This is a genomic window from Enteractinococcus fodinae, assembly GCF_031458395.1.
Taxonomy (GTDB): domain Bacteria; phylum Actinomycetota; class Actinomycetes; order Actinomycetales; family Micrococcaceae; genus Yaniella; species Yaniella fodinae.
Window position 1 is genome coordinate 381,914 of sequence record NZ_JAVDYJ010000001.1, and the last position, 15,555, is coordinate 397,468.

The following is a 15,555-nucleotide window of genomic DNA, read 5'->3' on the forward strand; positions in this document are numbered from 1 at the left end:
GTTTTATGAGTACGCATTTGGATTCATGCAATTCAACTTAGGCTCCCCGTTGCTGATCGGGCCCTTGACATAGAACTTGACCGGCTCGCTCAGCTGGTCACTGCCTTCGATTCTGGCTTGGACGGTAAATTCGAGTTCGGCCATTTTGTCGAGTACTTCAGTGTCTGGTAAGAACGGGCCAAACTCACGGTCACGCGTCGTATGAGCACCTTTGTAGTCGGCTACTACGAGATCCCGCCAGGACACCTCGTAGACCACATTTTGTCCGTCGAGGTTCGCCGGTTGTTCCCATGTGAGTTTTACCGGATGCGGCGGAGGCCCCGATTCTTTCTCGCATTGGTAATTTTGTACCGGGCCGGGGACGATGACTTCTGGCAGCTTGGCTTCAAAGGTAGCGCTCAAAGTTCTGGAATCAGACCATGCGGCATCGGTGAGAACGACCCGGCTAAAGCCTGCGACCATGATCGCTAGGAGCAGCACCCTTGCCACGATGAGACCGGCAAGTCGTCGGGGTGAGATGTTACCCATGCTTGACACCATGCTTGGCGCGGCGGCCATCTGCACGGTGTGCCGCGTTGTGTTGCACGAGGACCGAGGCCAATGGGCCTACCCGAGTTGCGGGGTGTTTACGGGAGACCGGAGCGCCCAGCTCAATCAACGTTGTTGGTGTTTCATCCGTAGAATTTGTGTCTTCGGCATCGGGTTGGGACCCTCCATTGCGCGGCCAGAAGGCCCAGATGACCAGTGCCGATGCACCGAGAGTGAGACCACCTAGGACGAGTGGGTTTTGCAGCTGCTGAATAACAGGTGCGACTCCAGGAATTGAAAAGAAGGTGCGTTGCACGGTCGTTGCCGTATATGGGTCTTGGTCGTCGAAGTCGTTGGCATCACCTCGCATCACAAAAGTGACCGCTCCAGAACCTTCGTCGACCTCGCTAATCTCGGTCACACGGTGAGTGACAGGGAGTAGCCCGGCGCCTCGATCGACGGTGATGATGTCACCCTCTTGCATCTCAGTGGCAGGGATTTCTTTGACCAGGGCAATATCGCCGGCCGAGATTGTGGGGTGCATGGAACCGGTGCGGAACATCATGATGGAGATGTTCATGCTAAAGCCCAAAATGACCAAAATGATGGAGATCGCGCCGCCTACTGAAAGGAGCCCCAGGAGGATATCCCCAAGGCGAGTTGCGAAGCGTTTATGGTGTGACTGATTGCGCATGGAACGTCCAAGAGTAGTCTGCCGTCAAATTTTGTGTCTCGTTGGTGGCTTCTGGATCGAGCTGAACTTCAAAACAGTAGGCGACCGTTTCACCCTCGCCAACTTGTAAGTGTTGTGTCGTGGAAGCATCGGCCGCCCCACTCATCGAGACATACTCGCCGTTTTCTCCGAACACATAGGTATCGTATGAATCGAAGGTACCCTCCGTGCAGGTCATGTCGGTCGCGTCTGTAACCGGGTCCACCGTGACGGCTCGGAACCGGAGTGCAGTGTTCAAACCTTCCGTATCGCCAAGCCCAGACACTGTAATGTCCCCGTCAACAGTGGTATCAGGGCTAAGGCGTAGAACAACCGGCGCATAGACACTGTGACCCGGAGCAAGAGCAGTATTTTCGAAGTGGATGGTTTCCGTAGATTCCCAATCTTTGCCTAAGGTGTTGGCTTCGAGTGCAAATTCTCCGGTCGTAAATTGGCCTGTGGTCATTTCTTCATCGGTCCAGGCAGCCAGCGTCGCGGAGGCGCCGACGCCTAGCACCAGCCCACCTGCTGCTAATGCTTGAATTTTCCGACGTCGTTGCCCCTGTCCATCACGGCGGCGCTGTCTTAGCGTGCGCCGTGACGAACGATGCTGAGACGGAGTCTCGTCACGGGACATGTCTGAGTCATCCTCGATTAGTTGGTTGATTCGTCTAATTGGGCGGTGAAGGTCCATGTTGGGTTGACGGTTTTGCCCTTTTCTAGGGTCTCCGACGCACTAACGTGGAAGCACAAGACTTCCGCATCGCCAGCTGCGTTGCCGTCTCCGGCGTGAAGTTTGAAACCTGCTGCAGATGCAGGTTTGAACTCTAAGCCTGGATCGCATTGGCCGTCAGCGCCGGCTTTAGCGAGGCGATAATCAAGGCCCTTGATGTAGTCATCGTCTGATGGCGCGCCCATCGTGACTACTGCGTCGTGGCCTGTGTCTGCACTGAGTCGCAAAGCAAATGGTGCGATAAGTTCTTGACCCGGTGCAAGGTTCTTGGCGATGTCGAGGTCAAAGTCTAGGATTGCGTCGTTTCCGGGATGTGATTTGAAATCTTCACCGTTGGTGCTGGATTCTAGGACGAAATCACTCGACGAAAAACTGGCATTTGCCCATTCCTGATCGGTCCACGACGCAAACGTGACGACGGCGCCGACACCTAGCACAAGTCCACCGGCCAACAGGGCTTTGGCTTTTTTAGAGGTGTTCTTCTGAGTGGTAACGGTGTTGGACATAAAATCTCCTGGAATTCGAAGTGATGAAATGCCCTGGTCGGGCCGCGTTACTCGCTGGTAACATTACTCAATAGTAATTAAACTTTGAAGGAAATTCCAGTTATCTCATTGTCTTGTGGTATGAAGTTGATCACGCAAAAGCGGTCTAGCACAGATTCGTGCTAGACCGCTTGATCAGTGGAGACTCTCTTAGTTATTAGATAGTGGCCGTAGCCTGACGTTGCCTGCGGCAAGTTCGACCGCGATCTGATGCTGGCTTTCGTTGGCTGTGTTCAGCCGGTTATCCAAGTTCCCGGCTGCTACCTCTGAGGTGATCGCATAGGTCTCGTCGGGCAGAGTCAGATCCAATCGTCCGGCGCTGACTTCAATTTCCGTTGCAGTTGGTGCGGCTCCGGTGAGCTCGGCATTGATGCGTCCGGCCGCGACTTCAAAACTCGAGGATTCGACGTCGGCAAGGTTCAGGTTCATGCTGCCGGCGTTTGTTTGCGCATCCAGTCCACGGGCGCTGCCCTCTACGCGTGCTTCACCCGCGTTGAGCTCTACGACAAGTTGATCAAAATCCCCGGTAGCGATCAGGCGACCGGCGCCCAAATCCAGTTCGGCGTTGAGGCTGCCGTCATTGAGTTCTTCCGGCAGCGTGAGGGTTACACGGTTATCGCCGCTATTGGCACCGAACCAGTCCCAGCTGAACCAGCGGCTGGGTGTATCCACCACCAGGGTGGTGTCGTGTCTGGTCAGTTCCCAACGATCTGCGCTGACGCCGGATGTTTCCAAGGTGGCTTCGTTGACCTCAGCGAACTCCAGGGTGAATTGGCCCGCACTGGCGTTGACATCGAGGGCGGTGACCCCTGCGGTGTCGGCGGCCAGGGTTGCGGAACCACGTGACAGACCGAGCACGGAAGAGAAGATGGTGGTGGTTAACATGACCACCAGGGTGATGCCTCCGATGACCGCCAATAAGATCATCAGCGGTTTTGTGGCATTCGATCGCCTGGGTGCCGGGTCGGGCAGTGGTGGTTGGGTTTCATAGGGAGTGTATTGGGTGGTCATGGCGTGTCCTGTCGTGACTGCGGGCTGGTCGCCTGGTTTTCGATGTGTGCCAGGGCGGCCAGTACGCGTCGGTTGCCGGTGCCGTCTGCTTCGAGTTCAAGTTTTTGGAAGATCGCGGTGATGTGTTTTTCCACGCTGGCTTCAGACAGATGCAGGAGCGCGGCGATGGCGTGGTTCGATTTGCCTTCGGCCACTGCCGCCAACACGGTGCGTTCGCGGTCGGTGAGCCGTTGCATGCGATTGTCGTGATGCGTTCTGGTCAACAGTTGTGCCACCACTTCCGGGTCGAGGATGGTGCCGCCGGAGCGGATCTGCTCTAGAGATTCGACGAATTCGGCCACGTCCGCGACTCGGTCTTTGAGTAGGTAGCCCAGCGCCGCGGTGTGAGTCGAGATCAGCTCGGATGCATAGCGTTCTTCAACGTACTGGGATAACACCAGCAGCGGCAGTTTCGGGTAGCGCTCGCGAATCGTGATGGCCGCCCGAATGCCTTCATCGGAGTAGGTGGGTGGCAGCCGCACATCCAGGATCGCAAGATCCGGCATATCAGTCTCCAGCGTGGTGAACAGTTCGGTGGTGTCCGGCAGCGCAGCCGAGACTTCGTGGCCTGAGTGTTCTAATAGCCGCACCAGCCCTTCGCGTAGCAGGACCGAATCTTCACAAATTAGGATGCGCATGGCACGCTCACTTCCAGTGCTGTTGGACCGCCGGCGGGACTGTCGACGGTGATGGTGCCGCCGGCTGCAACCGTACGATTGGTGATTCCATCTAGTCCGCCGCCGGGCAGGACTTTGGCGCCACCGGTGCCGTTGTCTTCGACTCGAGCCCACATGTAGGCCCGACCGCTGTCATCTTCGCGCATCCGCACAGTGACGCGGGCTTCGGAAGCTCGGGAATGTTTGGCCGCATTGGTCAGGCCTTCGGCGATGGCGAAGTACACGGCGGCTTCAGCTGCGCGACCGCATCGGTGGGGGAGACGCACATCCAAGTTCACCGGAATATGCGACCGGCCCGCCACCGCTGACAGGGCGGCATCCAAACCACGGTCGTCCAGCACCGAGGCATAAATACCTCGGGTCAGTTGCCGCAGCTCAGTGATAGCCGCCTTGGTCGAGGTATGTGCTTCGTCGACGAGTTCCTTGGCGTGGGCAGGATTGTTGTCAATCTCTTGTTTGGCCAGCCCCAACGTCATGCCCACCGAGACGAGTCGGGGTTGGACACCGTCGTGCAGGTCGCGTTCGATACGAGTGCGTTCGACTTCAGCCGCTCGCATGGCACCTTCACGTTGCACGGTGGTGGTACGAACCTGTTCGGTCAGTTTCGATTCACGGGCGGTCGCACCGATGATTGCGGTGGCAAGGGTGCGGTGTAAGAACAGCACCCCGACGACCACGCCGGCACACAACAGCGCGAGAAGTATCAGCCAGGGCGCGTAGCTAGCCTGGATCTCGATCCCGAAGGCCGTAGTCACGGTCTCGGCCTCGGTCAGTGGTGCGAACGCGCTGATGAGTAGTCGCACCATGGCCTGAATCGCGGCCATCATGAGTGAACCCAGTAGACAGGCGAGTAAGAAGTTACCAAGGGCTGCCCACATGCGTCCGTGTGCGATGTTTCGTCCTAGTGATTTGAGGTATCCGACGAAGCCGCGTTGTGGATGCGAGCGCCAGGTCAGTCGCTGGGCCGGGATGTCATAGAGGCTTGCGACGCGTTCGATTTCGAACCAGGCGATCCCAAAGAGTGCGTAGAACACCCCGAGCAGAACGATCAAGCCCAGGCCGAGCACGATGATCAGCCCGGCTCCTAACCCGATGGCTCCGAATAATAAGCCGATGATGGCCCAACCGATCGTACCGAGGACGGCTAGGTGCAGCAGTGTCATACCCAGCCGGAGGGGTGGGCGAGCGGGCTTTGTTTCGGCTACCCGCTGGGTTTGTGTTGTTGAACTCATGCTTTAACAGTATGGCGCGGCGGTATAAAGCGATACAGAGAAATCCGGACACTTTAGTTATGGAAAACCCGAAAGGAAAGCTGCAGAGACTCCAGGCTTCTACCACTATCTGTGACGGGGACTACAGGAGTCTGAGCAAGATCCCTAGACTGTCAGTACTCCCCAGTCAGCCGAGCTTGAAAGGTCACAGCTATGACCATCAGCCGCACCGGAACACAGGTTTCCGCTCACGTTCGTGAACTCCACGGCGAACTCCGGCAGGAGTTATCGCGTCGCGGCGTATCGCAGGTGGCCGATTCGACGCTGGTCAAAGGTATGTATTCTTCTGATGCCAGTTTGTACCGGGTCATCCCGCAGGCTGTGGCTCGGCCGCAGCACGTTGATGAATTGCATGCCGTTCACGAGGTGGCTCACGCGCTGGGAGTGCCGGTGACCATGCGGGGCGCCGGCACCTCGATCGCTGGTAATGCGGTTGGTGAGGGGATCGTGGTGGACACTCGGGATCTGAACCAGATTATCGCCATTGATCCAGACTCCCGGACAGCTCGCGTGCAACCAGGCGTGGTGCATGCTGATCTGCAGCGCGCGGCCGCCCCGTACGGGCTGCGCTTCGGACCCGATCCTTCCACCCACCCGCGATGCACCATCGGTGGCATGATCGGCAATAATGCCTGTGGTTCGCGTGCACTGGGCTACGGCCGGACCGTCGATAATGTCGAAGCCTTATCGGTGTTATTCGGCAATGGTGAGCAAGGAGTATTTGACTCTCGGGTTGGCACCGCGCAAGGGGCCACGGCGCGGCAGTTGCTGCAGCTTGCTCGAAGCAATCTGGCCCATATTCGCACGAACTTCGGGCAATTTTCACGACAGGTTTCGGGGTATAGCCTGGAGCATCTCCTGCCGGAGCAACGCGGGCGGGTCGAGCGTTTTCTGGTTGGCAGTGAGGGCACATTGGCCACGGTGCTGGAAGCCGAAGTGCGCTTGGTTCCAGAAGACCCTCACCGACTCTTGCTCGTACTGGGCTATCCCACCGTTGGCGATGCCGCCGATGCAGTGCCCGAGATCCTGCGGGCCGCCCACCAAGAATTCGGCGAAGGCAGTCTCATCGCGTGCGAAGGCATGGATTCACGTCTTGTGGCGCTGGTGCGTTCGGCTGGCAAAGCAGTCCCGGACTTGCCACGGGGTGAGAGCTGGTTGTTCGTCGAAGCCGGCGGAGCGCACTCCCGGGCAGTGCTGGAAAGGGTGGCCGCTGCCTCCAATGCGATCGGTACCCGGGTTGTGGAGCGCCAAGACGAAGCTGCGGCGCTATGGAAGATCCGCGGCGACGGGGCGGGCATCGCCGCGATCAGCTTGCCCACCCAGGCGCATCCCGGATGGGAGGATGCAGCTGTCCCGCCAGAGCACCTGGGCGCGTGGATGCGAGAATTCGAATCCCTCTTGAAAGACTTCGGTCTCCAGGGTTACCCGTACGGACACTTCGGGGACGGCTGCATCCACTGCCGGATTGATTTTCCCCTCCGTCACGGCCACCCGGAGGGGACTGAAGTGTTTCGCGAGTTCATGTTGGCCTGCGCCGAGCGGTTAGCGGTCTATGGTGGCTCGCTTTCCGGTGAGCACGGGGATGGTCGCACCCGCTCAGAGCTGCTGCCCTACATGTACGATCAGACCTCCCTGGACCTGTTCGCCCAGGCCAAAGCGATCTGCGACCCGGATGATCTCCTCAACCCGGGCATCATCACCCGGCCGCAATCGGCCGAAGCCACCGCGGGACAGTCACCCGGCACGCACAGCATGACCGAGAACCTGCGCGCCGTTCAGCCCAAGCGGTCCCTACCCTGGCCCGGCCTGGGGCTGCCCCACGATGATGGGGATTTTGCGAGTGCAGTTCATCGGTGCACCGGGGTCGGGTCGTGTGTGGCCCCACAGACCACCGGCGTCATGTGCCCGTCGTATCTGGCAACCCGCCAGGAAAAAGATTCGACCCGCGGGCGGGCCCGCATTCTGCAAGAAGCCATGGACGGGACCCTGGTCCGTGGCCTACAAGACGCCGCGGTGCACGAAGCCCTAGACCTGTGCCTGTCGTGCAAAGGATGTGTCTCGGACTGTCCCACCGGCGTCGACATGGCGGCATATAAGGCTGAAGCCCTGTATCAAACCTACGACCGTGATGCTCACGGCCAGCCGCGACGCAAGCTGAGACCTCGTAGTCATTACCTGCTGGGGCGGATCCCGTTCTGGGCTGCGCTCGCCGCACCCATCGCGCCGGTGCTCAATACGGTGCTCCGACTGCCTCCATTAGCGGCTGCGGCCAAATGGGTGGCCGGGATGGATCAGCGCCGTTCGCTCCCCAAATTCGCTTCCCGAACCTTGCGACGGGCAGCAACCAACCTGACGCCCCGCGCGCAAGCCGATACCAAACAGCCCGATGTTTGGGTGTGGGCGGACTCCTTCACGAACCACTTCTTCCCGCAATCCGGGCTCGCGGCCATCCAATACCTGCAAGATCACGGGCTGCGGGTACAGGTCATCTCGCAGAAGGGATGCTGTGGTCTGCCCTGGATTTCTACCGGACAACTCGACCAAGCGCGCGAGCGCATCCATGGTGCTATTCAGATGCTCGAGCCCTATGTGAACTCTGGGGTGCCGGTCATCGCGCTGGAACCCAGCTGTTTAGCCACGCTGCGCAGTGACGCCGCCGAGCTGACCGACACCACCCAGGCTAAAACCGTAGCCGACGGGGTTCTGACGTTTGCCGAACTGCTGACGGCCCTTGTCGACGAGGGCCGAGTCGAACTGCCAGATCTGACTGGGGTGGATGTCGTCGCGCAGCCCCACTGTCATCAGTCTTCGGTCATTGGCTGGCAGGCAGATAGAGCACTATTAGAAATGGCTGGAGCCCAGGTCACCAGGGTGGCCGGTTGCTGTGGATTGGCCGGAAACTTCGGCGTCGAACAAGGCCACTACGAAACCTCGGTCGCGGTGGCAGAAACTTACCTGCTCCCCGCTATTCGGGACCAGCAACATCGTGCGGACACCGGAACCTCTGCTGACACAGTCGTCCTTGCCGATGGGATGTCGTGTCGGATTCAGCTCGATGACCTTGCCGATGTGCCAGCGCTTCATCTAGCCGAACTGTTGGCCGCACGCACGCGTGAGTCCAGAAGTTAGCGGGTCAGCTTCGGTGGCCAGTTGAGCAGTCGTTCTAACGGGCCCGGCCCCAACTTCGTCCACCACAAGTGCGCTAAAACGATGAAGGCCGCCGACATGACGGTGCTGATGAGGAATCCTTCAAGCAGGCTATCCGGCCCCGGGCGGACGAGCCATGCCAACACGAAGAGATGGGCCACATAAATCGTCAACGAGAGCCTGCCGGCAGAGATCAGCCACGTGAGACGGCGCGTCACCCACGGTTCGGCGCGTAAGAAAAGGCCAATGATCACCAGCGCGCTACCGCAGCTGGAGATCATCCATAATGGCATTTGCGAATGGCCTTCGGCTGACATCAGATGGTCCCAGCCATAGGCCGACGCGGGGAGACCATTGCTGGCGATGAGTGCGCCCGAGATGCCCAGAGGAATCAGTGTGGCCGCGGCGCCGTAGCCGATGAGCTGGTGTTGGAATCGGCGTTGACCGAGTTGGCACCGGCCGATGACCAGCCCGAGAAGAAATGGTGCCAACCAAATGAGCACGGGATAAGCCCCGGTGAGCAACGTGGCATGCGTGGCGGTCCACAGTGGGTCCGTGAATGACGGTGCCACGAAATTGAACGTGGTGGCGGTGACTTGTTGCAGATATAACCACAACAGTGGTCCTGCAACCAGACTGATACCGGCCAACGTCGACACCAGCCACGTGGGCGCTTTGAGCAGGGGAAAACCACATAAAAATAGCACCCCGTAGTAGGTCAGAATGACGCTGATGTCATGTTCCAACAGTTGGAGTGCTAAACCGCTGCCGATCAGCAGGATTGCCCGCCATAAGATGGTCTGCCACGGTAAGGGTGCGTTCTCGGTGCGTGCACGGCGCGTCATCAACGACATGCCGATGCCCGCTAGGAGCATGAACAGTAGCGATGCTCGACCGTGTGGAATATCGTAGAGCAACACGGCCACGTCAACATCGTCGGGTTCTTTCCGAGGCCCAACATTGACGGCCAGCATCCCGATGATGGCAAGAGCGCGCGCAGCATCGAGCCCGTGAAATCTTCGAGATTTACCGGTGCTGCTGCGATTGGGCGAGTTCAGGCCCGGAGCGTGGCTCATATCCGTGTTCGTATTCCGTACAGAGGTCATCAGAGTGGCAGTCTATGGTCTATAGCTGCATACTAACTGGACGACGCACCGAAAATCGTGTGATCAGGCCAAACACGCCGACATCAATAAAATACGCCAAATTGGTGCGTGTTACTGTGGCACAGTCGTTGCTCTGACCGGAAGGACACAGGTATCCCCGTATGTCGAGAACCAGACCGATGAAGCGGTCCCGTTTTCACGCCCTCGCATCCATGAGTCTGCTGACCGCACTGGTCGCAGTCGTCGGTTGCGCAGCCGAGCCGGAAGAACCAGAGCCCGCGCCGGCGAGCCCAGCGCCGCCGACACCAGAAGAGTCTCCCTCACCGACTGAAACCGAAACATCGGAACCGGCATCTGATGCGGCAGTCGAGCTGGAACAGTATGGTGTGGCGGCAGCGCATCCCGATGCCGTAGCAGCAGGAATTGAGATTCTGGATGCAGGCGGCAATGCGGTGGACGCAGCCATTGCGACCTCTTTTGCCATTAGTGTGGTCGAGCCCTACGCTTCGGGCATCGGTGGTGGTGGCGCAACACTGCTGTCCGGCCCCTCCGTGGGACCGGTCGGGTACGACTACCGAGAAAAGGTGGCCGTTGACGGGAACATCCCGGATTCCGGTACCGGCGTGCCGGGAATGGTTCACGGGATGGCCACGCTGCACGATGACCACGGCAGTATGGCATGGGACGACCTGCTTGAGCCTGCCATCGAGTTAGCCTCAGATGGTTTTGAAGTCACCGAATTGCTGGCCCAACGCTTCCGAAGCGACTGGGGTCCCGCCTCCATCGAAGGTCTGGACCACTTTCATGACGGCGGTGAGCCGTTAAATGCTGGCGATACGCTGGTTCAGACTGAGTTGGCAGCTACCTTAACCACGCTGGCCCAAGATGGTCCCGAAGCGTTCTACACCGGCTCGATCGCCGATCAGCTGACCCAGGTGGACGGGCTGGATGCCGAAACGCTCGCGAATTACGAAACTGAGGATGCCCCACCGGTTTCCGGCGAGTTCGGCGACTATGAGTTCGTCTCGGCGGGACCACCGCTACCCGGGGCTGCGGTGGTCCAGCAGTTACAGATCGCAGAAGCACTGGGCGCCGGAGACGCGGCACCGGGGTCTGCCGCATATATTGACCGCACCTCGCGGGCTTGGGAAACCGCAGACCAGAGCGTCAGCGACTACTTCGGAGATCCCGATTTCGTAGACGTCCCGACCGATCAACTCACAGACCCGGATGCCAATGCTGCTCTTGCTGAACCGGCAGCGGCGCAGTCACCTGTTCCTGAGGACGGCGAACGCGAAGAGATCACGGCGGGCAATACCACCCACATCACCGTGGTCGATGAGGACGGCTTGGTGGTCTCGATGACCAATACGCTGACCAGTTTCTGGGGTGGTTTGGAATCTGAGTATGTTGGGGGCTTTTTCCTCAATGACCAACTGACGCGGTTCGACGCGATCGATACTCGTGCGAACCAGCCCGAACCCGGTCGCAAATCGGTGAGCTGGTCGGCACCCGCACTGGTCCTAGACGATCAGGGGCGCGTGGTGCTGGGCATCGGAACCCCCGGCGGGCACACGATCCCGAATATTTTGACCTCGGTCATGGTGCCTTGGGCGCTCCAGGATGCTCCACTGCAAGAAGCCATTGATGCCCCGCGGCACAGCTTGCAAAACGGTGTGCTTGCACTCGAGGGGAATCCGAGCCCGGAGGTCAATGAACTGATTGATCAGCGCGGCTGGGATGTGCAGGTGACCACACGAGCTGACGCAGTCTTTGGTTCGGTCCAGGCCCTAGAGGTCGATTACGACAACGCGGCCGTCATCGGTGCCAGAGATACTCGTCGAGATGCCGATTATGAAGTCGTAGACGTCACCGACGAATAACTCCTGATTTTTCCAACACATAACCAGAGGGGCCGATCCAAATGCGGATCGGCCCCTCTGGCGTTGTCGGAGGATACGGTGTTGGGTTAGCGTGCGCCGCTCACGGCTTCCTGGAAGGTATGGGTCATACCGAAACCTGCCTCTTCGATGCGGTATTCAGCACCAGCATCGAACAAGGTGTCCCACAGGTACTGACCCGAAGAGCGCTCGCAGTGGATCAGGTAGCTGCGGGTGCCATCGCTGTCGTCACGAACGATATCGGTGACCACACCGGCGACCGAACCGCGCAATGCTGAACCATCAGGGACGATGTCATCGGACAGCTCCAGCGAGCACAGCTTGTTCAGGAGCTCAGCTGATTCTGGACCGGTGATCCGGAACAGTGCCCGCCCGTGGGTCAGGTCGACCACGGTGGTCAGCTCATCGGCGCTGTCTGCCATCTGTTGCAGCTCATCGACCATCGACTGCTCAGTGCCGGGCTCACCCAACACGTGCCACTGGCCGGGACCTGAACCGATGACCAGGGTGCCCTGCTCGCTGCGATGGGTCCGTCCGAAGCTGGCTTGCAGCTTCTGGGCGGTCGATCCGTTGAACGCACTGCGGATCTCGACCTTGGCCATCGCCGATTGATCCTGGACCGTCAGTGGTGCAGCACTTGGCTGTGCCGAGACTTCCCAGTCACCCACCGTGGTCGTGGCGTTGCCCAAACGAACTGGCCCGCGAGCGACCGGTTCAGCGAAGCTGACGGTGTCTTGCGGCACGGTGTCGTTATCCAACCGCACGCCTTCTGGATCCACCGCGGTCATGTCGGGCATGACCTTGGCTTGGACCATCGACCCGTCAACCTGGCGGATATCCAGGATCGTGCCGGGTGAGGACAGCGAATGGTCCACTTGGGCCAACCCGATGGACCGGTTGAGTGTTGGGGAGAACCGTGACGAGGTGATGCGTCCGGCAATCGTGCCGTCGGGGTAGAGCACCTGGCTGGCCTCGTATGGCACCACGTTGGGGTCGGTCGGCTGGACAGCAACCAGACGCGGACCGTCCTGTTTTTGTTGCTGCCACAACAGCTCGGGTTTACCAACGAAATCGTCCTTGTCGAGCTTGACCGCCCAGTCCAGGCCAGCACTATAGGCCTGCGTCAGGCCGTCGGTATCCTGCCCGACAATCAGGTGGCCGGTTTCCAGACGCAAGACGCGCTGGGCTTCGATCCCGAACGGTCCGACACCCAGGTCCTTGCCGGCTTCCAGCAGGGCTTCCCACACGTGCAGGCCGTAGGCTGCTGGCACGTGAATCTCGTAGGAGAGTTCACCGGTGAACCCAATGCGCCACAGGATTGTATTGGCAACCCCGGCCACGGTTCCGGTGCGGACTTCCATGTACTTGAACGCATCCGCGGACAGGTCGACGTCTTCGGTCAGCCGTGACAGTAGGGTCCGGGAATGTGGCCCGGCAATGTTGATACTGGTGTAGGCGGTGGAGACCGGGGTCGCATGGACCTGCCATTCTGGGTGGAAGGTCTGCAACCATTCTTCGATCCAGTCCCAAACGCGGCCGGCACCCGAGGTCGTGGTCGTCATCAGGTAGTGGTCTTCACCCAGGTGGGCGGTCACTCCGTCATCCATAACCACGCCGTCTTCAGAGACCATGGCACCGTACCGGACCTTGCCGATCGGGAGTTTCATCCACTTATTGGTGTAGAGGTGGTTGAGCAGCTTGGGGACGTCTGGTCCGCGTAGATCGATCTTGCCCAGCGGAGTGACATCGATGATGCCGACCTTATCGCGCACCCGACGGACTTCGGCTGCCGGATCACCATAGTGTTCGGGCCGCATCCAAGCGCCAGCGACCATTTGCTTGGCACCGTGAGCCTCATGCCAGGGCTGGATCGACGAGTACCGGACCGGGTCGTAGTTCCTACCGGCCAACGCGCCCAGGGTGACCGGGGCATACATTGGACGCCAGGTGGTTGTGCCCGTTTCGGCAATGGTTCTACCGGTGGCTTCAGCGACGATGGCGATGAAGTTCACCAGTTCGATCTTGCCCTGCAACGGGCCCATGGTTACGGTGGTGAACCGCTTGACCAGCTCTGCCGAGTCGAAGCCTTCTTTGACCGCCTCGATGAGGTCCTCGGAGGTGATGTCCTCCGAGTAGTCAACGAAACCGTGGGTCGAAGATCGGAACAGTTCGGGGTGCTCTGGAGTCTCCAGCGGCGTGATCTCGGGAAGTGCTGGCTCAGTCGCCTCGCCTGCGTCGGTCACGGTTGGAGCTGAGGCAATCTTCTGCTGTCGTGCTGCCAGCGCATGAGCCGCTGCACGGGCGCCCACTGATCCGCCGTTCTCGCGCAGTTGCTGGACGCTGCCGTCACCGGCAATCCCGCCGGCAGCGTAGACACCCTCGTCGGTGCCTCCGGGCAAGAAGCGGGCTGCACGCGGTTCGTAGTATGGCACATCGCCGGACATGTTCAGCAGTGAGGTTGGTGCGGTCCAGCCGGTGGCTGTGACGAGCAGATCAGCCTCAATGGTTTGGCCGGTTGAGGTATGCACGCGGGCGAGTTTGCCGCGGCGGCCTTCGGCCTTGACCACGGTTTCGCCACGACGTGCATCCAACACCGCGGCGACATCCACACCGGCGCGGCGTAGATCTTCGACGGCCGCATCACCTTCGGGGTTGGCGGTCAGCACCACGGCACGCTCACCGGGGCGAACCGAGTACAGGTTAATCAGGCGACGTGCCGCAGTCGACAGCATGACACCGGGCAGATCGTTGCCTTCAAAGACATATGGACGTTCCAACAGACCGGCTGCGACCACCAGGCTGCGAGCGCGGGTTTTGAGGATGCGTTCTGCCATGCCCGGCCGCGGGTTGCGCTGGACGACGGGGAACCAGTTGTCGTCGTAGCGGGCGGCAACCGTGGCGTTGGTGTAGACGGTGATCTGCGGGTGGGATTCGACTTGTGAGCGCAGCTGTCGTGCCAGTTCGCCGTCAGACCAGCGCAGGTGTCCACCCAACTGGTGGTCTTCTTCGACCAACATCACGGAGGCACCGGCTTCGGCGGCTGCCAGGGCGGCTTCCATACCGGCGGGGCCACCACCGGCAACTAGCACGTCGGTGTGGGCGTACCGTTTTTCGTAGGTTTCTTCTGGGGTTTCTTCGGAGACTTCACCGCCGTGTACGAACCCGCGCAGGACTTTCTGGTACATCGGCACCAGGAAGTTTGGCTTCATGAAAGTCTTGTAGTAGAAGCCTGGGCCAAGGAAGCGTGCACCGAGTTGGTTGACCGACCGCACATCGTATTTCAGCGAGGGCCAGGTGTTCTGGGAATTGACGTTCATGGCTTCCCGGATGAGCCGGTGTGCGCCGCGCACGTTGGGTTCGTCATCGACCTGCATGATCGTGCCCGGATCGTGCAAAGTGCCGGTCAGCACACTGCGTGGGCTGTGGTATTTCATCGACCGGGAGAAAACCCGCTCACCTGCGGCGTACAGCGCCGAGACGATGGTGTCACCCTTGAAGCCGGTGTAGGTTTTGCCGTTCCAGTTGAAGCTGACGCGCTGAGAGCGGTCAATTTCTTCGTTTGCTTGTGTTGGTAGACGCAGTGGTTGATTGGTGGCATCAGACGGTGTCATCGAACGTCTCCTTCGGAACGGATAGCTTCAGAGCGAATCGCTTTATTCGCATACGTGTCACGGTGCAGAGTGAAAAACTGGCGGCACCCGGCAGAGTGGAACCACATTTCTTTGGCCACACCCCAGGTGTTGCTGCGGTAGTAGAGATACTCGTGCCATTGCTGCATGTTGGTATCCGTGACCGCTGGACGAGGTGGTTTTTCACCGTGCTGACGGAATTCGGTGGCATTGCGTAGCCCGCACCACGGGCAGGTAATTTGCATCATGATTATGC

Annotated in this window: 12 protein-coding genes; 2 read left to right on the forward strand and 10 right to left on the reverse strand. The window is 59.7% G+C overall.

The annotated features are described in order from the left end of the window. Positions 1-3: 3 nt before the first annotated feature. From J2S62_RS01775 to J2S62_RS01805, 7 genes are all read right to left on the reverse strand, one after another. Complete coding sequence (locus tag J2S62_RS01775; RefSeq protein WP_310170601.1) at positions 4-528, reverse strand: hypothetical protein; 525 nt, start codon at positions 526-528, stop codon at positions 4-6. Then, entirely contained in the window at positions 521-1,222 is a 702-nt protein-coding gene (locus J2S62_RS01780) for a signal peptidase I (RefSeq protein WP_310170604.1), read from the reverse strand. Before J2S62_RS01780 ends, J2S62_RS01775 begins: the two co-directional genes overlap by 8 nt. Next, positions 1,200-1,877, reverse strand: coding sequence for a SipW-dependent-type signal peptide-containing protein (locus tag J2S62_RS01785; RefSeq protein ID WP_310170606.1), 678 nt, complete (start codon positions 1,875-1,877; stop codon positions 1,200-1,202). The genes J2S62_RS01780 and J2S62_RS01785 overlap by 23 nt, the downstream gene beginning before the upstream one ends. Positions 1,878-1,894: 17 nt before the next feature. After that, complete coding sequence (locus tag J2S62_RS01790; RefSeq protein ID WP_310170608.1) at positions 1,895-2,479, reverse strand: SipW-dependent-type signal peptide-containing protein; 585 nt, start codon at positions 2,477-2,479, stop codon at positions 1,895-1,897. A 189-nt stretch (positions 2,480-2,668) separates the two neighbouring features. After that, entirely contained in the window at positions 2,669-3,529 is an 861-nt protein-coding gene (locus J2S62_RS01795; protein ID WP_310170612.1) for a DUF4097 family beta strand repeat-containing protein, read from the reverse strand. Further along, complete coding sequence (locus tag J2S62_RS01800; protein ID WP_310170614.1) at positions 3,526-4,206, reverse strand: response regulator transcription factor; 681 nt, start codon at positions 4,204-4,206, stop codon at positions 3,526-3,528. The genes J2S62_RS01795 and J2S62_RS01800 overlap by 4 nt, the downstream gene beginning before the upstream one ends. Beyond that, positions 4,194-5,477, reverse strand: coding sequence for a sensor histidine kinase (locus tag J2S62_RS01805; RefSeq protein WP_310170618.1), 1,284 nt, complete (start codon positions 5,475-5,477; stop codon positions 4,194-4,196). Before J2S62_RS01805 ends, J2S62_RS01800 begins: the two co-directional genes overlap by 13 nt. A gap of 192 nt (positions 5,478-5,669) precedes the next feature. Here J2S62_RS01805 and J2S62_RS01810 point away from each other — a divergent pair, with 192 nt between their 5' ends. Next, positions 5,670-8,645: an FAD-binding and (Fe-S)-binding domain-containing protein gene (locus J2S62_RS01810; RefSeq protein ID WP_310170619.1), complete on the forward strand. Its 2,976-nt coding sequence runs from the start codon at positions 5,670-5,672 to the stop codon at positions 8,643-8,645. Here J2S62_RS01810 and J2S62_RS01815 read toward each other — a convergent pair. Beyond that, positions 8,642-9,739, reverse strand: a complete 1,098-nt coding sequence (locus J2S62_RS01815) for a DUF418 domain-containing protein (protein ID WP_310170620.1) — start codon at positions 9,737-9,739, stop codon at positions 8,642-8,644. The two genes, J2S62_RS01810 and J2S62_RS01815, sit on opposite strands and share 4 nt — an antisense overlap. Before the next feature lie 191 nt (positions 9,740-9,930). Between J2S62_RS01815 and J2S62_RS01820 the strand changes: the two genes are divergently transcribed. Then, a complete protein-coding gene (locus J2S62_RS01820) occupies positions 9,931-11,652 on the forward strand; it encodes a gamma-glutamyltransferase family protein (protein ID WP_310170621.1) in 1,722 nt (573 codons plus the stop codon). A gap of 86 nt (positions 11,653-11,738) precedes the next feature. Here J2S62_RS01820 and J2S62_RS01825 read toward each other — a convergent pair whose 3' ends face one another. Together J2S62_RS01825 and J2S62_RS01830 are read right to left on the reverse strand one after the other, a co-directional pair. After that, the gene (locus tag J2S62_RS01825; protein WP_310170622.1) at positions 11,739-15,281 is read right to left on the reverse strand and encodes a 2Fe-2S iron-sulfur cluster-binding protein; all 3,543 of its coding nucleotides are present in this window, start codon (positions 15,279-15,281) and stop codon (positions 11,739-11,741) included. Beyond that, complete coding sequence (locus J2S62_RS01830; RefSeq protein ID WP_310170625.1) at positions 15,278-15,547, reverse strand: sarcosine oxidase subunit delta; 270 nt, start codon at positions 15,545-15,547, stop codon at positions 15,278-15,280. The genes J2S62_RS01825 and J2S62_RS01830 overlap by 4 nt, the downstream gene beginning before the upstream one ends. Positions 15,548-15,555: the final 8 nt, after the last annotated feature.